Source organism: Rahnella sp. GSA61A (assembly GCF_019969905.1).
GTDB classification, from domain to species: domain Bacteria; phylum Pseudomonadota; class Gammaproteobacteria; order Enterobacterales; family Enterobacteriaceae; genus Rahnella; species Rahnella aceris.
This window is the reverse complement of sequence record NZ_JAHXYO010000001.1, coordinates 40,238-64,040: the sequence shown is the minus strand read 5'-3', so window position 1 is coordinate 64,040 and position 23,803 is coordinate 40,238. Positions and strand designations below refer to the sequence as shown.

Below are 23,803 nucleotides of genomic sequence, written 5' to 3'. Positions count from 1 at the left end.
GAAGGCTTACTTCGCCATCGCCTTCTGGTTCTTCGCCCGCAATTTCTTCGCCCGGCTCTCCAGCATCAAATAGCACACCAGCGCCAGCAGCAGCGGCAGGAAGTAGTAGAGCATACGGTAGGCCAGCAGGGCGGCGATAATCGTGCCCTGCGACGTATGTTCTCCGGCCAGCAGGGCGATAAACACCGCTTCCAGCACGCCGATCCCCGCCGGAATATGCACAATCACCCCGGCGATACTGCTGACTAACAGCACGCCCAGCACAAAGAAATAGTTCACATCCTCGCCTAACAGCAGCCAGATAATCGCCCCCATGGCCATCCAGTTGGCGCTGGAAATTACCATCTGCGCCACGGCAAATTTAAACGACGGTAGCACCAGTTTTTGCCCTTTCACCGTCATATGGCGGCGTTTAGCATAGGCGCAGAACCAGACGTAAGTGGCCACCATCGCCAGCAGCACAATGCCCATAATGCGCAGTGTGCCTTCGTCGATGTACCAGTGCGAAGGCAGCTCCACGACGCCGAAGGTGAAGATAATTCCGCCGAGCAAAATATAGCCAAGCCAGTTGGTGGTAATGCTCAGTGAGAAAATGCGGGTGATCGTGGCGCCGGGCAGACCCAGGCGGGAGTAGAGCCGGTAACGCATGCCGATGCCGCCAACCCAGGTGCTGAGCGTGAGGTTAAAGGCGTAGCAGATAAATGACACCAGCATCACCTGACGGGCCGCGAGTTTGTGCCCGCAATAAGCGCGCGCCAGCAGATCGTAACAGCCGTACAGCAGATAGCTGATGATCACCAGCACCACTGATATCAGCAGTGGCGTGCGGTTGTAATTGCGAATGACCTTCCACACGTCTTCCCAGTTGACCGTGCGGGCGTAAACCACCAGCAGCACAGCCACGGCGATAAAGAAAATCCAGGTGAGTATTTTTTTCGCCAGACGCCACTTCGGATGTGATGCAGACATTATGATTTCACCTCTGAATTCTCTGACGTCACCCGATCCTGCGTTTCAATTTCGGGTTGTACGGGCGGCTTTACCTGGGCAAGCCTTGGCGTGTGCGCCGGTAGCCAGCCGACCATGGCCGGAAATTTACGCAGGAAGTGAAACGCCACCACGCTTTTCGCCAGGTTCCACCAGGTGCGTTTCGGGGCCATAGTTTGATCTACGCGCTGGCAGTCTCTGGCGATAATACCGTGCAGGTTCTCGCGCAGCGTCTGGTTAAACGTCCGGTCGTGGATAATCAGATTGGCTTCAAGATTGAGCGACAGGCTCAGCGGATCGAGATTACTGGAGCCGATCGTCGCCCAGTGAGCATCCATCAGCGCGACCTTGCCGTGCAGCGGACGACGGCGATATTCATACACCTGCACACCGCCTTTCAGCAGATAGTTGTACAGCAGCTCTGCACCGACTTTTACAATCGGCATATCCGGCTCGCCCTGCACGATGAGTTTTACCTGCACGCCGCGGCGGGCTGCATTGCGCATGGCGTGAAGCAGACGGTAACCAGGAAAGAAATAGGCGTTGGCGATAATCACTTCGCGCCTGGCGCTGGCCAGCATTTTCAGATAGTGACGCTCAATATCATCCCGGTGATCGTCATTATCGCGCCAGACAAACAGCGCCTGCGCCTCGCCGGGATTGCGATTTTCCGCCGCATGATAGCGGCGACGTTGCTGCCACCATCGGTGGGTATGCGCATGATCAGGCAGATTTTCCAGCTCAAACTGCAAAATATCATCCACCACCGGACCTTCCACCCGTACGGCGTAGTCCTGCTTGGCCTCGGGACCGTAATCGGACATGTGCTCGGCGGAGTAATTAATCCCGCCGACAAACGCCACTGTATTGTCGATGACAACAATTTTACGGTGCATACGGCGGAAGAGATTGGTTCGCATACCGAACAGCGGCGGGCGCGGGTCGTAATAGCGAAACACCACGCCTGCTGAAGTCAGTTCGCCGACGAAATCATCGCTCAAATCAGGCGATCCGTAGCCGTCGAGCAGCACTTCAACCCCGATACCGCGCTGTGCGGCACGCAGGAGCACCGCGTGTAACTGGCGACCCACGTCATCTTCAAACCAGATAAAAGTTTCGAGAATCACTTTACGCTGAGCGTTATCGATAGCGTCAAATACCGCCGGGTAATATTCGTCGCCATTTTCCAGAAGCTGGATGCGGTTGCCTTCCCGCCATGCGGTTTTCATAGATGGATCTCCGCGCTTAACGGGGCATGATCGGACAGATGACGCCAGTTACGCAGCGGCAGCACCGCAGGCGCGCTGGCATTGGCATTTTTCACATAGATCCTGTCAAGACGCAGAAGCGGCATCCTGACCGGGAAAGTGCGCGCCGGGCGGCCTTTTGCGCGGGTGAAAATCTCATCGAGTCCCGCCTGTACTTTAAGCGGGCGATTGGCTTTTTGCCGCCAGTCGTTGAAATCGCCCGCCACCAGCACCGGTTCTCCCTGCGGGAAAGCGTTAACCCAGTCGGCCAGCATCTTGAGCTGCGCCTGGCGGTGCGCTTCGCGCAGACCCAGATGTACGCAAATCACGTGGACAGGAGACCCAAGCTGCGGGGGCACGATACGGCAGTACAACAGGCCGCGATTCTCGCTACCCGCGACCGACACGTCGCGATTCTCGTAATGTTCAATGGGATAGCGTGAAAGGACGGCATTGCCGTGATGACCTTCCGGGTAGACCGCGTTGCGCCCGTAGGCGAAGTCGCTCCACATGGTGTCAGCAAGAAACTCGTAATGGGGGGTGTCCGGCCAGCTTTCCACATGCAACGAATGCACATCATGTGCGCCCGTCACTTCCTGCAGGCAGACGATATCGGCACCGACGGTGCGTACCGCGTCGCGCAGCTCGGGTAAAATGAAACGTTTATTAAACGCGGTGAAGCCCTTGTGAGTATTAATCGTCAGTACTTTCAATGAAAATTGCGGTCTTTGTTGGGTCATTCTTTATCCTGCCAGCGTCACTATCCTGATGAAAATAAAGTATAGTTTCTGTTACGAAAAGAGGCGGCGTCATGTGTGTCCGGGTGAAACGAGCACCGGGGTAATGCGCGCCCTTTTTTGACAGCCCCTCACTTTCGATGGCTCTTTTCTGCTCCTTTCTTCTCACTTCGCCAAATCAAAAATTCCCATTTTTGTTTACTTCCGTTTTGCTGGTTAAGCTATGAGCATCATCACTCTTTAATCAGTTTCGTGCACTTATTCTGAATACAGAGAAGGCGGGTGGATATGTTTCTTGAAGAACGTCGGCAGCAAATCCTGGAATATCTGGATAAAAACGAGCGGGTAAAAGTGGAGGTTTTGGCGTCCCTGTTTGCGGTGACCAGAGAGACCATTCGCAGTGATCTGAATGCTCTGGCGGCTGAAAAATTGGTTCAGCGATGTCATGGCGGTGCAATGGTGATACGGCGGAGTTTGCAGTCAAAGCTAATTGCTGACACCGGTGGCAACTTTGAAGTGTTGCTGCAACGGCTGCAGAGTCAGAAAAGAAAGCAGAGCGTACAACAGGGGAAAGGAAAGAACATGAAAGGTAAGGTTTGCATTCTGGGTTCATTTAACGTCGATATCGTGGCGAAGGTTGAACGTTTTCCAAAAGGCGGAGAATCCCTGTTGGCGTTGGGCAGCACGCTCGGCCCGGGCGGCAAAGGGGCGAATCAGGCCACGGCGGTCAGTCGTGCGGGTGCCAGAGTGCATTTCGTTTCCAAGGTGGGTAAGGATCAGTTCAGCCAGTTTGCTTATGATCACCTGACCTCCTCGGAGATCCACTCCTTTACCCTTTATCAGTCGGACACTGAGCCGACCGGCAACGCCATCATTTATGTCTCGCAGGAAAACGGCGAGAACATGATTGCCATTTATTCCGGTGCCAATAAAACCATCAGCGAAGACGAAGTGGCAGCGATCGCCCCCGAACTGGAAGATTCGGACGTGCTGCTCGTACAGCTCGAAAACAATTTTGCCGCTACCCTGAGCGCGATGAAATTGGCCAAAGCGCTGGGCGTGAAGGTGATACTCAACCCGGCCCCTTTCTCGAGCCATGCGCTTGAGTGTCTGGAATATGTTGACGTTATTACACCTAATGAAACTGAGGCATCGCAGCTTTCCGGCATTGACGTGAAGGATTTAGCCAGCGCCAAAGAGGCTGCACAGCGTATCGTCAGCCAGGGGGCGAGGCGGGTGATTATTACCATGGGATCGCGCGGCGCGTTGCTGTTTGACGGTAATCAGTTCCAGCACATTCCGGCCTTCCCGGCGCTGAGCGTTGATACCACCGGTGCAGGCGATGCTTTCAACGGCGCGCTGGCCTCAAGTATTGCCAATGGACAAAGTCTGGTTCAGGCGGCGACCTATGCCGCGGCGTTTGCCTCGCTGGCCGTCGAGCGTGAAGGTGCATCAAACATGCCTGATAAGGCTCAGGTTTCAGCACGTCTGGCGCAGCGATAAATGCTGCGGTAATTCTTTAGTTTCTTGTGACGGTCGCTGCCTTGATGCATTGAGTTTAGCGGCCACGTAATCGATTCCGTCTTAAGGAGCAGTCATGACTAAAAGTATTGAAGGCATCGTGCCGGTGATGTTGACCCCTTTCACCGAAGACAACCAGATTGACTATCCGGGCCTGACCCGTTTGATCGACTGGTATCTTGAGAAAGGTGTGGATGCGTTGTTCGCCGTGTGTCAGTCGAGCGAAATGCAGTTTCTGACCCTCGAAGAGCGCGTTGCGCTGGCCGGGTTTGTGGTGAAGCACGTTGCGGGGCGCGTGCCGGTGATTGCCTCGGGCCATATCAGTGATGATATCAATGACCAAATCAGTGAGCTGAGTGCGATGGCGAAAACCGGAGCCGACGCACTGGTGCTGGTCACCAACCATCTCGATCCGAAAAATCAGGGCAGTGAGACCTTCTTTGCCACGCTGGATAAGTTGCTGAGTGCCTTGCCTGAATCCATGCCGCTGGGTTTGTATGAGTGTCCTGCACCGTATCGCCGTCTGCTGACCGACGAAGAGCTCACTTACTGCGCCAACACCGGCCGCTTCGTTGTACTGAAAGACGTGAGCTGTGACCTGGCAACCGTTACCCGCCGCGTGAAGCTGGTGGCAAATACGCCGTTGAACATCATTAATGCTAATGCCGCGATTGCTTATCCGGCGATGCAGGCGGGGTCTAAAGGATTCAGCGGCGTGTTCACCAATTTCCACCCCGAGCTTTACAGCTGGCTGTATCACAAGGCGGCAAGCCAGCCGCAACTCGCCGACGAGTTAGCCATTTTCCTGTCGCTGGGCGCGGTGACTGAAACACTGGGGTATCCGAAGAATGCCAAGATTTATCATCAGCGACTGGGCACTTTCGACAGCGAGTTATGCCGTGTGAATAAAGACAATGTGCTGGAAAAGTTCTGGGGGCTGACCGTATTGCTGGATCAAATTCACAGCGGCACGGCGCTGTGGCAGAAAAAAATCGCCGCCGTATAAGGTGAGATAGCCATGAGTGATGCGGATGGGCTGACATCTTATCCGCTGATTAATGGCCTGGTCGGATATTCAATGCACATGATGATGCTGCCAGGCCGTCAGTTTCAAATCTATAACCTTTTTAGCCGTAATCCGACCCTGAATATAAATATAAAAGGATTATTCAACATGATCGTATGTTGCCTGAGAGACTGGGAACGTGAAAAATTCGCTTTCCATCCGATTATTAATAAAGGTATTGAGTATATTACTCAAACCGATTTTACCACGCTGACACCAGGGAAATTCGATATTATTCCGGACAAGATGTTTTGCCTTCTCCAGGAAATGAATACCGTTCCTGCTCATGAAATGCGGGCTGAGTCACATTTCAGGTTTGCAGATATTCAATTTCTCTTGCAGGGAGAAGAAACCATCGGTGTGGCGCGCGGTGCGGCGGAGCACGAGGTGGCAGAAGACCGGGCGGAGAAGCACGACATCGTGTTTTATCAGGAAACGAATAATGAATCGCTGATTCGTTTGGAACCCGGCATGTTTGCCGTTTTCTTTCCGCAAGATTTACATCGCCCTTGCTGTAATACCCGAAGTCAGTCTTTTATTCGTAAAGCTGTGATTAAAATTCACCTGAGTCTGTTCAATGATGACTTATTTATGAATAACCAATAGTGGATAATTAAAATGATGAAAGACGCTACCTCTCCTCCCGATACATCTTTGGTTAAAACGGCTGCTCCTGTTGTTTCACGCTTGCGCTGGGGCATTATTTTTATTTTGTTAATGGCGGCGGTCATTAATTATCTCGACCGTGCCAATTTAAGTATTGCTAATACCACCATTGCGAAAGAGTTTGGTTTCAGCCAGACGGAAATGGGCCTGCTGCTGTCTGCTTTCCTGTGGCCATATGCGCTGGCAAACCTGCCTGCGGGCTGGTTGGTTGACCGTTTCGGTCCTAAAAAAATGTTCTCGTGGGGCGTGGGGCTGTGGTCCACCTTCACGGTGATGGCAGGTTTCGTTAATGGTTATTCCATGTTCTATGCCCTGCGCATGCTGCTGGGCATTTCCGAATCACCGTTCTTTACCTCCGGCATCAAGATTACTCACCGCTGGTTCTCTGATAAAGAGCGCGCGCTGCCGACCTCCATCATCAATACCGGTTCGCAGATTGCCAATGCCATTGCACCGCCAATCCTGACCGTGCTGCTGTTAACGCTCGGCTGGCGCGGCATGTTTATTGCCATTGGCCTGGCGGGGATCCCGCTGCTGCTGGTATGGCTGAAATTTTACCGCAATCCGACCGAGCGCGAAGAAAAGGTGATCCACGCCAATTCTCAGCTGGTGCAGAAGTCGGTGACCGAAGTTAACGGCAATAACAAGGCGAGTTGGGGAGCGTTGTTCAGGCATAAAACCACCTGGTTTATGGTGATCGGCAACTTTTCTATCATGTTCACTATCTGGGTTTACCTGACCTGGCTGCCGGGCTACCTGGAAAAATCGCTGGGTTTTAGCCTGAAACAAACAGGCTGGCTGGCGGCCATTCCGTTCCTGGCGGGGATTTTAGGTGTGTTGTGCGGCGGGGCTATCTCTGACCGTCTTATCCGTCGCGGTGTGAAGACGATTACCGCGCGTAAGGTGCCGATTGTGGCCGGTGCAGCGCTGGCGGCCTGCTTTGTGGCGCCGATTCCTTTTGTGCACAACACAACACTGAGTATCGCGCTGCTGTCAGTTGGCTACTTCTTCTCGCAACTGCCGCAGGGTGTCATCTGGACGCTGGCCTCAGACATTGCGCCGAAAGAGCAGGTGGCATCGATGGGCGCCATTCAGAACTTCGGTGGTTTCCTGGGGGCGGCCTGTGCGCCGATTGTCACCGGGCTTATTCTGGATGCAACCGGGCAGTTCACCAACGTCTTCTTTCTCGGTGCCGGTTTACTGATGCTGGGCGCGTTAAGCTACGGACTGTTCGTGAAAAAGCCTATTTTGGTGACAATGTCGAAATAGCGACAATCGTAAACTTCATTAAACGCCTGGCTATCGGGGCGTTTAATGAGTACGGGTTTCCCTGACACACTGAAGAAGTCCGCATCTCTGAAAGCAAAAAAACCGCCATAGGCGGGTTTCTTTAAATTTGGTGCCCGGACCCGGACTAACGCCGCAGGCGTTTGAACAACGGCTTTGCCGTTGGCCCGCAGGGCGAGCCTGTCAAGGCGAGTCATCGAACGGAGTTCGATGGAGAGTCCGTATCTCTGAAAGCAAAAAAACCGCCATAGGCGGGTTTCTTTAAATTTGGTGCCCGGACTCGGAATCGAACCAAGGACACAGGGATTTTCAATCCCTTGCTCTACCGACTGAGCTATCCGGGCAACGGGGCGCATTAAACCGTATCGGGCATGTGCCGTCAACGGCTTTTTGTGACAACCGCGGGGTTCGTCAACCGACTGATGCTTTTTACGACAATTTGACGATTTAACTTAGGGTTCAGGCCGCTTACCCCGTTCGTACCCGGCAATAATCCCGAAAAGCGCGGAAATTCCGGGCGTAATCCATGTCGCATTCTGTAAGAAATTCGCGCAATGTTCAGGGTTGAACAGGGGGGTAAAAGATGCCATTATTGCGCCGATTTATTAAACAACTCTGATCCCGTTTTCACGCGACAGCTCAAGAGGGTTGCGGCATGGCTGGTTTATCACATCGCACTGTTCGTCAGTGCACAAACAATCTGATGATGATCTCCGGGTGCTGTAAACACCACGATTTCAGTTTTCCTCCATTTGTAGTCTCTTTCATGCGGTAAGGCTACCGTTTGCTCGCTGTCAGGCATTATTAAAAACAGAGAATAAAACAGAGCAGTTCTCTGATTTTAATGTTGTCTATCAGACGTGGCCTGGCCTGAAACCCGATTTGTCACCACTTTGCCATACCGGCATTGTTCTGTTGCACTCGATATCTCGCTTTAGCCAACGTCATTTGCCGGGCTGGACTCTGCGCTCTATACCTTTAATGACGTATGCGCCAGCTCATTGCCGTGCCACCTGGCACACCCTCTTACTTAACCGTTTGAGAGCCTGAATGAAACACTTAAAACTTGCAGCAAGCGCTTCCGTCGCCCCTTATCTCCAGACAGCACGTCTGGTCGTTGACCTGCGTCGCGCCGATTACGCGGACGTTGCGGCCATCATTATTTCTGTCGGTGACCTGAACCACGGCAGGCTGGCGGATATTGAAACGCTGGGATTTGGTATTCCCGCGTTTGTTGCGGTGCAGGGTACAGAGCAGATTTCACCTGAGTTTCTGCCGTTGCTGAAAGGCGTAATCACGCTATCGGACGCCAATCAGGCATTTTATGCCGCGCAGATTGAGTCTGCCGCACAGGTTTATGAAGAAGCCTTATTCCCGCCGTTTTTCGATACGCTGAAAAAGTATGTCGAGATGGAGAACGCCACTTTCGCTTGTCCGGGGCATCAGGGCGGCGAGTTTTTCCGTCGTCATCCGGCAGGGCGCCAGTTTTATGATTTCTATGGCCCGAATATTTTTCGCTCCGACATGTGTAATGCGGACGTCAAACTGGGCGATTTACTGATCCACGAAGGTTCAGCGAAAGATGCCCAAAAGTATGCGGCTAAAGTCTTCAGCGCAGATAAAACGTATTTCGTGCTCAACGGCACGTCTGCGGCCAATAAAGTCGTCACCAACGCGCTGCTGACCCGCGACGATCTGGTGCTGTTCGACCGTAATAACCACAAATCAAACCATCACGGTGCGCTGTTGCAGGCGGGCGCTACGCCGGTTTATCTCGAAACAGCGCGTAATCCGTTCGGTTTTATCGGCGGCATTGATGCGGCTTGTTTCGATGAAACTTATCTGCGAGCACAAATCAAAGAAGTGGCGCCACATCGCGCGACTGAAAAACGTCCGTTCCGCCTGGCGATTATCCAGCTTGGTACTTATGACGGTACCGTGTACAACGCGCGTCAGGTGGTCGATAAAATCGGTCATCTGTGTGATTACATCCTGTTTGATTCCGCGTGGGTCGGTTACGAGCAATTCATCCCGATGATGAAAGAATGCTCGCCGCTGCTGCTGGAGCTGAACGAAAATGACCCTGGCATTATCGTTACGCAGTCGGTACATAAGCAGCAGGCCGGATTCTCGCAGACCTCGCAGATCCACAAAAAAGACAATCACATCAAAGGCCAGAAGCGTCATTGCAGCCATAAAAAGCTCAACAATGCGTTTATGATGCATGCCTCGACCAGCCCGTTTTATCCGTTGTTTGCCGCGCTTGACGTCAATGCGCGCATTCATGCCGGTGGCAGCGGAAAACACATGTGGATGGAGTGCGTGAAGCTTGGCATCGAAACCCGCAAAATGCTGCTTGATCAGTGCTCGATGATTTTACCGTTCGTTCCTCCAACCGTCGGCGGCAAACGCTGGCAGGATCATGAAACCAATGAAATGGCCAACGATGTGCGTTTCTTTGATTTTGTGCCGGGTGAACGCTGGCACGCCTTCGACGGTTATGCCGAGAAACAGTATTTCGTTGATCCGTGCAAGCTGCTGCTGACCACGCCGGGCATTGATGCTTCCAGCGGTAAATACACGGAGTTCGGCATACCGGCGACCATTCTGGCGAACTATCTGCGCGAGAATGGCATCGTGCCGGAGAAATGTGACCTGAACTCGATTTTGTTCCTGCTTACCCCGGCGGAAACACCGGCCAAAATGCAGTTGCTGGTGGAAGAGTTGGTGCGGTTTGAGCAATACATCGAAGAAGATGCGCCGCTCAGCGAAGTGCTGCCGACGGTGTATCGCAAAAACGAAGATCGCTACCGGAATTACACCATCCGCCAGCTGTGCCAGGAAATGCATAATCTCTACGTCAGCTTTGATGTGAAAGAGTTACAGAAAGAGATGTTCCGTGAGAGGAGTTTCCCGAAGGTAGTGATGAATGCGCAGGATGCGCATAACGAGTTTATCCGCGATAACATCGAGCTGGTGGCAATTGGTGATGCCGAAGGCCGTATCGCTGCGGAAGGCGCGCTGCCATATCCTCCTGGCGTGCTATGTGTCGTGCCGGGCGAACTGTGGGGCGGGGCGGTTCAGCGCTATTTTATGGCGCTGGAAGAAGGTATCAATCTGCTGCCGGGTTTCTCCCCAGAATTGCAGGGTGTGTATATTGAGAAAAAAACGGTCGGCTGGAAGCGCGTGATGGGGTATGTGGTTTCTGCGTAATTTGCTGTAAAAAATAAATTATCCGCTTGCTGGTTTTCAAATAATGGGGAGGCAATAACCTCTCCATTATTTATGATATTGATATGCTTTGTGAATGTTTTATTGTTTCAAGTATTGCCATTAATATAAATAGTCTGTGTTAGTTCGTTTGATTATTTGTTTGTGTTATTAATTACAGAGAATAATTCGTTTTTTGTATGCTTTGTGTGATATTAATTGTACGTGTTATTTTCATGTTCTTCCTCTCAACTTTCAAATCAAACTTGTTTCCAGATGTTGCTTTTTACTTTCCGTTCCTATAAATTGCCAAGCTTACTTCAACTGTTAAAATAAAAACTCCATGGAAAAGGATGTTAACGGGATGTACGGATTTTTATTTGTCACCCCTATCATTTGTTTTATTTTTTTACTGGCGGCCAGGGCTGTAAGTATTAAATTAAAACTGGTCGACAAGCCTGATTACAGAAAAAAACACAGCAGTAATATTCCGCTGGTAGGCGGCATTGCTATCTATCTCACGGTGGTAGTAATAAATTTACTTTTTTTTCCTTCCGTTGCGCACAATAATGCTTTTCTGATGAGTAGCTTCCTTCTGGTTTGTATCGGTGTTCTTGACGATCGCTATGCTCTTTCAGTATTTCTTCGCGTGATTGTTCAGGCGGCAGGTGCAATTATCATTATGTCTGACGGCGTATATATTAGCTCTTTCGGCAATTTGTGGAACAATTACGAGCTTAGGTTGGGGATCTTAAGTTTCCCCGTCTCATTGCTGGCTGTCTGGGCATCAGTTAATGCTTTCAATATGATAGACGGAATTGACGGGCTGTTAGGCGGGTTAAGTATTCTGTCATTTACGGGATTGGCAATCTGCTTTGCTGTGGCAGGGAAAATACCTATGGCGCTGTACTGTCAGCTTTTTATTGCGGCAATTGTTCCTTTCATTATCCTGAATGTCAGCTGTTCCAGGTTGAAAGTTTTTATGGGAGATGCGGGGAGTACATTCCTTGGGTTTACGGTTATCTGGGCTATCATGCTGGCCACCGGGGAATATAACGCCGTGATGGCACCTGCAACCGCAATCTGGTTGATCGCTGTCCCACTGATGGATCTGGTTGCGGTGATGTTTGGGCGTCTCATCCGAAGACATTCTCCTTTCAAGCCAGACAGAACGCATCTGCACCACTTGCTCATAAATTATGGTTTCTCCAATAAAAAAACTCTCAGTATTATTCTTCTTGGCTCTTTTTTGATGAATGCATTTGGTATCGGATTAAATATTCTTAAAGTAAATGAACTGCTGTCTTTATTTTTATTCTGCCTGATTTTTGTCATCTATTGTTTTGTTCGTCACTGGCTGGCGATTCATACAAAATATTCAGAAGTCTCCCCGGGAGATGAGAATAATAATGAAACCATAGAAATATCAGTACAATAAACACGACGATAAACGATCTGTTATTGTCGTCGGCATTTATACTAATTTATAGATATGTTTAAATTCTGCTTTTTTTAAGCGGAGACTGGCTAATATTAAATTTTTTGTAAAGGACTTATTGGTGATTTTATTATTCTAATGGATGTCTACAACATCCATGGGCGGTAGCGTGAAAAAATACTCAATGCTATCGCAATATTTATCGATCCCTAAATTGAGTAACAATATTCCCTCCAGACTCCTTGTGAAGATTTTGCTAAAAACAACACCATTAAATCTACTCCCCATGAAAATAAACGGTTAAAACGTTATGAAAGTTAAGATTGTTACTATTCCACTCATCATATTTGTAGTATCGCTTTGTGGATGTTCGTTATCGCCTGGTATCGGTATAAGTACTTCGGGTAAAAATGTCGTGGAAGAAAACGGCCCTTATCAGGATATTAATGCAATGGTCGATATTTATCCCATCACGCCTAAACTGGTGGAGTCACTTGTTCGTCACCCTGCCATTGCGACAGTCAATAGCGACCTTGATTCACGTGTTAACAAGTACCAGTACTATGTTGGCATCGGCGATATATTAACAATTACGGTATGGGATCATCCTGAACTGACGACACCTGCCGGTCAGTATCGAAGTGCCGGCGATGCCGGGAACTGGGTTAACGCCGAAGGTGCCATATTTTACCCTTACATAGGGATGGTCAACGTGGCAGGCAAAACGACCTCTGAAATTCGTCGTGATATTACCGCTAGGCTCACCCAATATATTCAATCGCCGCAGGTCGATGTCAATGTTGCGACGTTCCGCTCGCAGAAAGTCTATGTCACCGGTGAGGTGGAAAAATCCGGTCAGTTAGCTGTCACTAACGTTCCCATGACCATCATGGACGCAATTAATCTGGCGGGGGGATTAAGTGAAAATGCGGACTGGAATAATATCGTGTTGTCGCATAATGGCGAGAAATCTCTCATTTCACTGCAGTCTTTAATGAAGCATGGAGATATGCGGCAGAACCGTTTGCTTGAGCCGGGAGATATCCTTTATGTCCCGAGAAACGACGAGCTGAAAGTGTTCGTGATGGGCGAAGTGAAAAAGCAAACGACACTTCGCATGGATCGTAGCGGCATGACACTGACCGAAGCCCTCTCTAATGCCGAAGGCATGGATCCGTTAACGTCGGATGCCACAGGGGTATTTGTCATCAGAACCCTGAAAGGGGATGCTAAAAAGAAAATAGCGAACATCTACCAGTTGAATGCAAGCGATGCTACGGCACTGGTGCTGGGAACCGAATTCCAGCTTGAGCCTTACGATATTGTTTATGTGACGACAGCTCCGCTGGCTAAATGGAACCGTATTATCGGACAATTATTGCCAACCATTACCGGGGTTCATGATCTGACCGAAACTGCCCGTTATATTCGAAACTGGTAAGAAAAGGTGATATTTAATTCTATCCTGGTGGTGTGCGTGGGGAATATATGTCGCTCACCGATTGCCGAAGCCTTGATGAAACAATGTCTGCCTGAAAAAAATATACAGTCAGCAGGCTTATCTGCGCTTAACGGACAAAGGGCTGATCACATGGCAAAAATGGTGGCAGAACGCCACGGGATATCACTGGAAAATCATAAGGCGAAGCCGTTCACACCAGAAAGGGGTAAGGAGTTTGATCTTATTCTGGTGATGGAGCGGACACATATCAGTGCCATCACTCATTCTTTACCCGAAATCAGAGGGAAAATTATGCTGCTGGGCCACTGGAATCAGCGGAAAGAAATTCCCGATCCTTATGGAAAAGATATGGAAGCATTTGATTATATATTCTCTCTTATAAAAGAGTCAGTATCTGGCTGGAAGGCTGCTTTAAATTATCAGGGTTTAAAATGATTGGAAAAATGACGGGTCAGTCAGGAAATAAATGTATCCCGGACGAGTTTGATTTACGTAAAAATATGGGCGCTATCATTGATAAAAGATACATTATTATTGTGATTACCTTTATTTTTGTCTTTATCGGTTTGTTATATGCCTTTTTATCATCTCCGGTTTATCATGCTGACGCTTTAGTTCAGGTCGATCACTCAGGTGAAATCGACATGATGAGTAATATCTCGCAATTATTGCCGGCGAAATCGCCTGTTTCTGCAACAGAAATGCAACTGGTTACCTCCCGGGCAATCCTTGGAGAAACGGTTGCTAAACTGAATCTGGATACTGAAGTTCGTTTTATCAGTTTCCCCATCATTGGAGAGGCGATACGACGTTACTCACAGCCTGGAGTACCGCGGATCGCGGTGGATATCTTTGAGCCACGCAGAGATGTTATCGGAGGTTCTTATACGCTTGAAATTCTCAGTGACGCTGAGTATCAGATAACGTCACCGTCCGGTACTACCGTATCAGGAATGGCAGGGAAGATACTGGAAACTCCTGAATTTCGTATTGAAGTGAACGAAATACATGCTCTTAAGGGAGATAAGTTTTCTGTTACCAAAGTTGAAACACTCAAGGTCATTGAGGAGTTACGAGCTAATGTCAACGTCATCGATCAGGGCAAAGATACCGGTATTTTGACTATTAGCTACAATGGCAGGGATCGTAAACAAATTAAGAACATCCTTCAGACAATCATTGATTGCTATGCTCGTCAAAGTATTCACCGAAAAGCGGAAGAAGCGGAGAAGAGTCTGGAATTTATTAAGAGTCAGCTTCCGCAGGTAAAAAACAATCTCGGAATCGCGGAAACGAAATTAAACGCCTTCAGAAGCCGTAACAATTCCGTAGATTTACCGATGGAAGCAAAATCAACTCTCGATAGCATGGTGCAACTCGATGGTCAGATTAATCAGCTTATCCTTAAAGAAACCGAAATTTCAAAGTTATATACAACACAACATCCGGCTTATTTAGCATTGATTGAAAAAATCCAGGTTCTGAAAGATGAAAAGAAAAATCTGAATGAAAAAGTCAGCACCATGCCTCTGACGCAACAGGAAGTCGTCAGATTGACGCGGGATGTCCAATCGGGTCAGCTCGTTTATATGCAGTTGTTGAATAAGCAGCAAGAACTTAAAATCAGCCAGGCAAGTACTATTGGCTCTGTCAGAATTATCGACAGTGCCGTCACAGGATTAAAACCGGTTAAGCCTGATAAAGTCCTGGTAATATTTATCTTTGCTTGCCTGGGATTGATTTCATCAGTTGGATTTATACTGGCACAGGTCTCATTACAGCAGGGTATCGACTCCGCAGAAATACTTGAAGATATCGGACTTAATGTCGTTTCAAATGTGCCTCTGTCAGAGTGGAGGAATAATCACTATTCTCATTCTATGAGTGATACTCGGCCTGTTAGTTTGTTAGCACTTGAAAAAGCATCAGATATTGCGATAGAAGCTCTGAGGAATTTAAGAACCAGTTTGTATTTCTCGATGATGGAAGCTCGTTCAAATGTGTTGATGATCTCCGGTGCCACTCCGGAGGTAGGGAAAACATTCATCAGCTCCAACCTTGCAGTGGTAGTGAGTCAGGCTGACAAGCGGGTCTTATATATTGACTGTGATATGCGAAAAGGATATGCGCATCGGATCTTCGATATTAAGAACGTCGGGTTAACCGATGCGATTACGGGTTCAATCACGTGTCAGGAAGCTGTTCAGAGTACTAAAATCCCCGGACTGGATATTATCACTCGCGGGAAGTGGTCAAAAAACCCTTCAGAGCTTTTGCTGCGTAAGCAGTATCACGATCTTATTCATTGGGCCTCAGACAATTATGATTTCGTCATACTTGATGCGCCACCAGTCCTTGCGGTAAGCGATGCCGTTATTATAGGTAGGTACGCAGGTATTTCTATGCTGGTCGCTAAATTTGAGCAGAGCACAGTGCGTGAAATAGAATCCGCAATCAGAGTATTTAACAGAAATAACATTGATATTAATGGAGTGATACTCAACGCAGTAGTTAATAAACCTTCTGGTTTTTATAACTATGGGAAAAAAGAAATTTATGAATATCATTCGCCTGAAACATGAGAGTTTACCACTGAGTTTTGATATTGCAGGGGTTAACAGAGATTCTTATTTTTGACAATCAAGACTGAATCACGATGCTTATCATGCCAGTTAGTGAAAAATAATGAGAAAGATATTCAGTGATAGTATTATGTATGTCGGCGGGGAACTGATTGTAAAAATCTTCCCCTTCCTTCTTCTCCCTGTTCTCTCACGTGCTTTAGGCCCTGAGCAGTATGGGAAAATATCCTTATTTAATGCCTATGTCGCGGTCTTCTTTGTCTTCATTGGACTAAACGCATCTGCCGCAATAATTAAGTACGAATATACGCAAGAAGATTACAACTCGGCAGACTATTTCTTCTCCTCTGTCATTATATCATCCGTTGCCTTTATCCTTTGCGTTGCTGGGGTATATGCTTTTTATCCGAGTGATATAATTATTCTTGCCGCGATTGCGGGATATTTTCAATGTATTTATACAAACCTAGTATCGATTAATCAGTCCAGGAAAGAAGCGAAGAAATACATGACTGCTCAAGTCCTTAATGCAGCAATGTCATTCGTTATCACATTATTGTTCCTGTACTGTTTTAAGGTAAGCTATGAAATCAGGGTTTACGCGATTATTCTTGGTTTCCTGATTTCAATATTTATTTCTTCATGGTCCAACAGAAACTGGCTGAAGCAGGCTGATTTTTGTTTTGATACCGTTAAAAAAACATCATCACAATTGCTACTTTTTGGTATTCCACTCATTATTCATAATATGAGCTTTCTGGCCCGGTCAGGACTGGACAGGATTATGATCAGTAACTATTTTTCCAGCTCCACGCTGGGAAATTACTCTGCATCATTTCAGTTAAGCGTAATTATTACTGTGGTGCTGATGGCCCTGAATAAAGCATTAACACCTCACCTGTACAGTCAGTTGAAAAATAATAAAATCAGCCGTAAACACTTTACGCTGATCTTCGTTGGGTATTTTTTTCTGAGCACACTGGTAACCATTTTGGCACAGTTAATTCCCGAGGGAATATACAATCTGGTGGCGGGTGAGGAGTATAAGGACGTTAAACGATTTGTAGTCATTATGGTTCCTGCATTTTTATCGCAGGGGTTCTATCTGATTATGGCATCGACTTGTTTTTTTTATGGGAAGAGTAAAGCAATTTCTTATTGTACTTTTACGGGTGGGGTTATTCATTGTGTCATATTATTCTTGGTCTGTAAGTTTATGAACGTGTTTTCTGTACCATGGGTATTGTTTTTCTCAAATAGTTTTGTTGCTTTGCTGATGTATATAACTGTGTTCAGGCCTGTGACAGAGAGCGACCAGTGAGGTAACAGTGAATATTAATTTTAAACGTGGTGTTATTTACCTTTGTTTGATGATGCTCACTTCTGTAAGTATAACACATCTTATTTTTGATGCCCGTGATGCTGCAGGCGTGGTGATTTTTACTTTGACCGCGTTGAGCATTCCCGCGATTACCATTCCAGGAGCCCGGTATAATTATTTGATCATTGCGGCATTACTATTTTCTGCTATCTATACTTTTTATTGTATTAATTTTTTTAATATTTTCCCCGGGATAGATGCCGTACGATATTATAATTTTTTACTGTCAAATAATTCGCTGGGTGAAATTTTATCCGGTGCTGTGGCGAGAATGGCCACAATGCATGAGAACGGCATGACTGAAGGGCCGGGATCCTTCTTTATTTTCGGGGTGCCAGTTCAAATATTTTATAGTTTGATGCCTGCCAAAGATCCATTTTATATTGTTATTTTCAATTGTATGTTTAAATTGATGAGCATCGCGGCAATGAGTCGATTATTTTCTAATGTGAGTTCAGTTGATTTTCGCTGTGTTCTGATATCCCTGATTATTGTTTCTCCAACGTTTAATTATTTTTCTTCAGTTTTTGGTAAAGATATATTCATTCTCTTTCTGACAATCCTTCTGGCTTTGGCGTTAGTCGATTTTTGTAAGACGCAGGGGAAAGTGATGCGATTATTAAAGGCCGTTGTGATACTGATGCTGGCTGGCTATTGTTTCCTGCTCCGACCTTATTCTCCCGTAACGGCACTTCTGTATGTGGTTTTTACTCTGGAATATTACCGGGCAATGAAGTTCATCACGTTAGGGGCTTTTTTTATTCTCATGCTGGCCGCATTTTTCAAATCTATTCTGCTGATTATTAACTGGCCAATGATTTTTGCTTTTATGTATATGGCCCCTAACCCTGCGCAGTGGATGAATTATGAAGGGTTTACATTACTACCTGCGCTCTGTGTCATTGTGACTTTAGTTCTTCTTATTATCAGGACAATAAAATATACCACACTCATTTTGGACTCCAGACTGATGTCATCGATTATGTGTGTCCTGATTTATTCTGCCGTAATGACGTTGGTTGGGTTCTACGCTATCCGTACCGATTATACTTTTGGAAGCGTGGGGGATGCCGTTTTCAGAAAACAATTGCTAATTATGCCACTGGTTATTTTCTCCATATTGCTTTATTTAAGAACCTACGCCTCAGGGACATCAGATGAAGAAAATTAAAGTTGTACACCTGTTAGGTCAATTGGATATCGGTGGGATTGAAAGTTGGCTTTTTGATTTTGCGATAGAAACCTCAGGAAGTATTCAACACACCTTTATCGTCGATAAGCCCCATAAAGGGTTTTACGAAGATGCTTTATTAGCTATGGATTGCAAAATAATACATATTCCTTCTTATAAAAAACCGCTGAAATACCTGGCTGCCTTATTCTCCGTTTTCAGGAATAACAAATATGACGTCTGTCATAGTCATGTCAGCTTCAATAATGGTCTCGTGGCGTACATTGCTAAAAGGTGTGGAATAGCACGGATTATTTCCCATGCTCATTCAGATCGAACGCTGCACTACCAAAATGCTGGTCTGATAAAACGCGTTGAAATCGGTTTCAAAATTCTCCTGGCTAAGCGTTATTCAACCTGTTGCGTCGCGGTAAGTGAAGATTCAGCGCGTTGCCACTATAAAACGGGGGCGCCTGTGGTCAATATTATTCCCTGTGGTAAAGATTTCCATCGTCTTGTGTCTACTGCTCCCACCAGTCTTAAACATGATCTGGGCATTGCTGAAAGCACGTTCGTATTGGGAACCGTCGGGCGAATGGAATCCGTCAAAAATCACAAATTCCTGCTTGAAATACTGTCGCAATACCGGGATCAAGATGTGTGTTTACTGATTGTAGGTGAAGGAAGTTTGCGAAAAGACTTGCACAAAAGGGCCGTGGAGCGGGGTCTCGCTGACAAAGTTATCCTGACCGGCGCAAGAAATGATGCATTGTTAATTTTACGCGATGTTATGGATGTGTTCCTGTTCCCGTCGCTGCACGAAGGTCTCGGGCTTGCGGCTATTGAAGCTCAGGCTGCCGGATTACCGGTCATCGCGTCCTTGCACGTTCCGCGGCTTATTGATGTGACTGAGCGTATTTCCCATCAGTCACTCAGCGATCTCTGCGCATGGACGTCAGAGATTGATGTATTGATGACTCAGTCAGCAACGAAAAAAATCAATACTGATGTAATAACAGGGCGCTTTTCAATCGGGCAGAATGCGGCAGAAATATTGAGGTTATATGCCTGAAAATATTAAAACTGGCCGTGCGTCTTTTCGTCGCTGGCGGGGAGTTATTCTCGTTTTATGTGCCATAACGTCTCTTTTACCGCAAATTTTCCGCGCTTATCTTCTGGATGTCTTCTCCGGTTTTCCCGGAAGAATCGGGGTAGGGATCCGTTATATTCTTATTCGTACGCTGGTAAAAACGTGCGGAGAGAATGTCTATATCGGACGATGGTGCGTATTCAAAAATCCGCAAAACCTCTCACTGGGTAGTAATATCAGTTTTCATGAACGTGCTTATGTTGATGCTGCCGGAAATATTTCTGTGGGCAGTGATGTATCGTTTGCACATTCTGTTTCGATCATCTCCTTTGAACATCGTTACGAATTGTGCGGACAGCCCTTTAAATATCAGTCGCTCGACCTGAGAAATGTTTGTATTGCTTCAAATGTATGGGTGGGATGCGGAGTAAGGATCCTGGCAGGTTCGGTCATTGATTCTGACGTCGTGGTAGCGGCGAATTCTGTTACCAAAAAACACCTTACGGCGGGGGTGTATGCTGGATCCCCTGCAATGAAAGTTAAGGAATTACCATGAAAATGGTTTTTGCGCATGACCACTATTTTATTCATCACGATGAGAAAGTATATTCTCCTGGTAAACTTCCTTATTCTGCTTTTGCCCGGTATTTTCATCATTTTAATGAAATAATAGTTTTATCTCGTTATAAAAGTGATTCCTCATTTTCGCCGCACTGGACTCTGGCCAGCGGCGATGGAATGGTTTTCAAAAAAATAGAAAATCATTCCTCTTTGAAGTCTGTGTTATTACCCTCCCGTAAAAATGTCATCGCAATTAAAGAAGCTCTCAGAGGCTGTGATGGCGTTGTGATCAGGTTACCCAGCGAAACAGGTCTTATTACCGCAAAGCTTGCGCGGCAGATGAATATTCCTTATGTCGTTGAGGTGGTCGCGTGCCCCTGGGATGCGATGGTCGGATACGGCTCATTGAAAGGATTACTCTATGCCCCGGTATTAACCTGGCGAGTGAAGCAGGCGATTAAAAAAGCCTGGGGTGCTATTTATGTGACAGGCAGTTTTTTGCAAAAACGCTATCCCAACAGACATCATGTAGTGTCTGCTTCTAACGTAGAATTATTGCCGACTTCGGCTTATGTTCTTAATCAAAGGCTGCATAAAATCACTGCGTCTTCCAGCGGGCCTTTCAAAATAGGTATGATTGCTTCTCTTGACAGTCCACACAAAGGTTTTAATACCCTTTATCAAGCAATTTATCGGCTAAAAAACAGAGGCTTTTCGATCGTTCTTGAAATCACGGGTGCGGGAAGTAAATTCAAGAATATTAAAATGATTGATGAATTATTCCTGCGTGACAATATTATTTTTTCCGGACCAAGGACGCCGGGGAAAGACATTTTTTCATTTCTTGATACTGTCGATCTCTATGTGCAGCCGAGTAATCAGGAAGGGTTGCCACGGGCTGTGATAGAGGCCATGTCGCGAGCCTGCCCCGTGATCACCAGTTCTGCCGGAGGAATGCCTGAGTTATGTCAAAGCGAATATTTGCATAAGCCCGATGATGCCAATGGGTTGGCAAAAAACATTGAGAAATTACTGAATAACCGTCAGGAAATGTTAATGATGGCGCACTACTCGTTTAATAAGGCGCGTTTTTATCAACCTGAATTATTAGAAAGAATTCGCTTTGATTTCTTCAGCCACTATAAAGATTATTTGCTTTCCCGCAGGAGCGCTTAGGGTGCAACATCCTCTCTGTTTTTTTTGCGTTGTACTGATAGTGCTGATGAGCGGCTCTTTATGTCGGGCTGAAACAGTCATCATTGACTGCCTGATTACGCCTGACATTTATCACTTTTTTAAAGAGAGGAAAATAAAAAATACGCAGATTAAAATAATTCACCCTGGCTGTTTCCTCAGTCATCCTCTCTTCATTGACAGCAATACCTCGCTTTCCGGTGAAAAAGGTGCGCAAATTCAACAGACTTTTACCTTACCGGATACTGTTGGCGTGATAAATATTTCTTCGGGCGATAGCACAAGGGCTGTCAGTAATGTGCAAATTTCGGGGGTTTCTTTTATTGGCGGCGCAGAAAAAAACGGCTTTGCAGAACATAATCCTCTGATCAGTATATTCAATGCGCACGATGTTACGCTTTCAAATTTAAACCTCACAGGGTTTCGTGGCGATGGAGTTTATGTCGGGCAGGGGAATGTTGTTTCAAACCACCATATTGTGATAAGAAACGTCATCTTTGACGGCGTTAACTTCAGTAACCGTAATGGCATTAGTATTATTGACGGGCATGATATCCTTATTGATGGAAATCGCTTTACCCGTATTTCACGTAAAGGAATGCCAGGCAGCATTGATCTGGAACCTAACACTTCGCTTCAGCGCATTTATAACATTATGATCAGTCGTAATCATTTCACTGATGTGCATGGAATGGCTGCTATTGTGATAAGCCTGAGGCATGCGGGAGGGACTGTTCCTGATAACGTCACGATCAAAGGTAATATCTTCGACAAGGTTGTCAGAGGTATTCTCATCAAATCGGCAATTCCTAAAATTCATGTTAATAATAATTTTCACATTTTTGATAATCGGAGTTCATCTGCAAGTAAAGGAGATTACAGCATTTGTAATGTCAATGCTGCGACAGATAACAATCTTCCTGCAATAGAAAAGTATTCTGATTCATGCTGGAAATCTTTAAGGATAAATCAGGATGTATTGCAATAAGAGTTGAAAGTTATTTTCTGCAACAAAAAGGAACTATAATTTTGAACGGAATCGATAAGAAAAACACCATCGCAATCACCGCCAACACCAGTTGGTATCTTTATAATTTTCGTAAAAATACTATTCTTGCGCTGTTAGAGAGTGGCTATCAGGTTATAGCCATCTCACCTGTGGATGAATATACTCACCGGCTTGCTGAACTGGGATGTAAAACCGTTTCAGTGAAAATAGACTCTGGTGGGACTAGCATTATTAAAGATTCTATTACTCTGCTTTCGTCCTGGTATGTATTACGTAAAGAAAAAGTAGATGTCATTCTGAATTTTACACCTAAAAATAATATCTACTTTACGCTCGCAGCAAAGGTATTGAATATTCCAGCCATTAATAATATCGCCGGACTGGGCAGTGTTTTCATGAGCAAAGGGATGGTAAGGGTAATCTGTCAGCATCTGTATCGGTTCAGCCAGCGCTACGCGGCCAAAATATTTTTCCAAAATGAGGATGACCGCGAATTATTCCTGACTGAAATGCTACCTGATTACTTACATACCGAACGGTTACCGGGTTCTGGGGTTGATCTGGTTCGTTTTAATGTGACACCGGCACCCGACGATGATGTCGTGCGTTTCACCCTGATTGCACGCATGCTTTATTCCAAAGGGGTTGAGCATTATGTTGAAGCCGCACGTAAACTCAAGAAGCGTCATGGTCAACGCTGCGAATTTCGCTTGTTGGGATTTCTGGATGTTAGCAATCCGGCAGCGGTGAAGACTGAGCGTATGGCCGCCTGGATTGAGGAAGGTAATATTCTATATCTGGGGACATCCGATAATGTTGAGCAGGAAATCGCGCAGGTTGATTGTATTGTGCTGCCTTCTTTTTATCGTGAAGGCGTGCCGAAATCATTACTTGAAGCCGGAGCGATGGGAAAGCCGCTGATTACCACCCGTAATATTGGCTGTCAGGATGCGGTAGATGACGGGATAAATGGATTTCTGTGTGAGCCGCAAGATACGGACTGCTTAACGCGGGCGATGGAGCGGCTAATTAATATGACTCATGTGCAACGTCTGGAAATGGGCAATGAGAGTCGGAAAAAGATGGTCAGGGAGTTCGATGAAAAGATCGTTATTTCCCGTTATCTGAAGGCGATCGAACAAGTCTTGCCCTGAAACGGCGGCTATTCTGCCTCCGCTTCAGGGCTATTTGCTG

At 46.8% G+C, this 23,803-nt stretch carries 19 protein-coding genes and 1 tRNA gene; 16 read left to right on the top strand and 4 right to left on the bottom strand.

The features are described 5' to 3' along the window. Positions 1-6 precede the first annotated feature (6 nt). The 3 genes from LC431_RS00295 to LC431_RS00285 are packed head-to-tail and all read right to left on the bottom strand — an operon-like array spanning position 7 to position 2,974. Entirely contained in the window at positions 7-969 is a 963-nt protein-coding gene (locus LC431_RS00295; RefSeq protein ID WP_015690358.1) for a YbhN family protein, read from the bottom strand. Beyond that, positions 969-2,216 carry a cardiolipin synthase ClsB gene (gene clsB, locus LC431_RS00290; RefSeq protein WP_015690357.1) on the bottom strand — a complete coding sequence of 416 codons (1,248 nt, stop codon included), beginning with the start codon at positions 2,214-2,216 and terminating at the stop codon, positions 969-971. The genes LC431_RS00295 and clsB overlap by 1 nt, the downstream gene beginning before the upstream one ends. Next, positions 2,213-2,974: an endonuclease/exonuclease/phosphatase family protein gene (locus tag LC431_RS00285; protein ID WP_013576859.1), complete on the bottom strand. Its 762-nt coding sequence runs from the start codon at positions 2,972-2,974 to the stop codon at positions 2,213-2,215. The genes clsB and LC431_RS00285 overlap by 4 nt, the downstream gene beginning before the upstream one ends. Positions 2,975-3,259: 285 nt before the next feature. Between LC431_RS00285 and rbsK the strand changes: the two genes are divergently transcribed. From rbsK to LC431_RS00265, 4 genes are all read left to right on the top strand, one after another. Then, positions 3,260-4,474, top strand: coding sequence for a ribokinase (gene rbsK / locus LC431_RS00280; protein WP_013576858.1), 1,215 nt, complete (start codon positions 3,260-3,262; stop codon positions 4,472-4,474). 94 nt (positions 4,475-4,568) lie between these two features. After that, complete coding sequence (locus tag LC431_RS00275) at positions 4,569-5,498, top strand: dihydrodipicolinate synthase family protein (RefSeq protein ID WP_223509107.1); 930 nt, start codon at positions 4,569-4,571, stop codon at positions 5,496-5,498. A 168-nt stretch (positions 5,499-5,666) separates the two neighbouring features. Further along, positions 5,667-6,164 carry a YhcH/YjgK/YiaL family protein gene (locus LC431_RS00270; protein WP_041673240.1) on the top strand — a complete coding sequence of 166 codons (498 nt, stop codon included), beginning with the start codon at positions 5,667-5,669 and terminating at the stop codon, positions 6,162-6,164. 15 nt (positions 6,165-6,179) lie between these two features. Continuing rightward, positions 6,180-7,493 carry an MFS transporter gene (locus tag LC431_RS00265; protein ID WP_173362116.1) on the top strand — a complete coding sequence of 438 codons (1,314 nt, stop codon included), beginning with the start codon at positions 6,180-6,182 and terminating at the stop codon, positions 7,491-7,493. A 286-nt stretch (positions 7,494-7,779) separates the two neighbouring features. On the opposite strand, the gene LC431_RS00260 is transcribed toward LC431_RS00265, so the two are convergent. Further along, a tRNA-Phe gene (locus LC431_RS00260) sits at positions 7,780-7,855 on the bottom strand. A gap of 706 nt (positions 7,856-8,561) precedes the next feature. Between LC431_RS00260 and speF the strand changes: the two genes are divergently transcribed. The 12 genes from speF (at position 8,562) to LC431_RS00200 (ending at position 23,763) form a co-directional block, all read left to right on the top strand. Next, positions 8,562-10,724, top strand: a complete 2,163-nt coding sequence (gene speF / locus LC431_RS00255; protein WP_013576854.1) for an ornithine decarboxylase SpeF — start codon at positions 8,562-8,564, stop codon at positions 10,722-10,724. A 340-nt stretch (positions 10,725-11,064) separates the two neighbouring features. Then, the gene (gene wecA, locus LC431_RS00250; RefSeq protein ID WP_223509105.1) at positions 11,065-12,159 is read left to right on the top strand and encodes a UDP-N-acetylglucosamine--undecaprenyl-phosphate N-acetylglucosaminephosphotransferase; all 1,095 of its coding nucleotides are present in this window, start codon (positions 11,065-11,067) and stop codon (positions 12,157-12,159) included. 310 nt (positions 12,160-12,469) lie between these two features. After that, complete coding sequence (locus LC431_RS00245; protein WP_041673164.1) at positions 12,470-13,600, top strand: polysaccharide export protein; 1,131 nt, start codon at positions 12,470-12,472, stop codon at positions 13,598-13,600. Positions 13,601-13,606: 6 nt separating this feature from the next. Then, positions 13,607-14,056: a low molecular weight protein-tyrosine-phosphatase gene (locus tag LC431_RS00240; protein ID WP_081481103.1), complete on the top strand. Its 450-nt coding sequence runs from the start codon at positions 13,607-13,609 to the stop codon at positions 14,054-14,056. After that, positions 14,053-16,203 carry a polysaccharide biosynthesis tyrosine autokinase gene (locus LC431_RS00235; RefSeq protein WP_223509103.1) on the top strand — a complete coding sequence of 717 codons (2,151 nt, stop codon included), beginning with the start codon at positions 14,053-14,055 and terminating at the stop codon, positions 16,201-16,203. The genes LC431_RS00240 and LC431_RS00235 overlap by 4 nt, the downstream gene beginning before the upstream one ends. Before the next feature lie 103 nt (positions 16,204-16,306). Beyond that, positions 16,307-17,524, top strand: coding sequence for an oligosaccharide flippase family protein (locus tag LC431_RS00230; protein WP_134706683.1), 1,218 nt, complete (start codon positions 16,307-16,309; stop codon positions 17,522-17,524). A gap of 7 nt (positions 17,525-17,531) precedes the next feature. Beyond that, positions 17,532-18,755, top strand: coding sequence for a hypothetical protein (locus tag LC431_RS00225; RefSeq protein WP_112197160.1), 1,224 nt, complete (start codon positions 17,532-17,534; stop codon positions 18,753-18,755). Then, positions 18,742-19,827 carry a glycosyltransferase gene (locus LC431_RS00220; protein WP_223509101.1) on the top strand — a complete coding sequence of 362 codons (1,086 nt, stop codon included), beginning with the start codon at positions 18,742-18,744 and terminating at the stop codon, positions 19,825-19,827. Before LC431_RS00225 ends, LC431_RS00220 begins: the two co-directional genes overlap by 14 nt. Then, the gene (locus LC431_RS00215) at positions 19,820-20,401 is read left to right on the top strand and encodes an acetyltransferase (RefSeq protein ID WP_112197162.1); all 582 of its coding nucleotides are present in this window, start codon (positions 19,820-19,822) and stop codon (positions 20,399-20,401) included. Before LC431_RS00220 ends, LC431_RS00215 begins: the two co-directional genes overlap by 8 nt. Then, positions 20,398-21,582: a glycosyltransferase gene (locus LC431_RS00210; protein ID WP_223509099.1), complete on the top strand. Its 1,185-nt coding sequence runs from the start codon at positions 20,398-20,400 to the stop codon at positions 21,580-21,582. Before LC431_RS00215 ends, LC431_RS00210 begins: the two co-directional genes overlap by 4 nt. 1 nt (position 21,583) lies before the next feature. Further along, a complete protein-coding gene (locus tag LC431_RS00205; protein WP_223509097.1) occupies positions 21,584-22,588 on the top strand; it encodes a right-handed parallel beta-helix repeat-containing protein in 1,005 nt (334 codons plus the stop codon). 41 nt (positions 22,589-22,629) lie between these two features. Then, on the top strand, positions 22,630-23,763 hold the full coding sequence (locus LC431_RS00200; RefSeq protein WP_223509095.1) for a glycosyltransferase family 4 protein: 1,134 nt from the start codon (positions 22,630-22,632) through the stop codon (positions 23,761-23,763). Positions 23,764-23,803 lie beyond the last annotated feature (40 nt).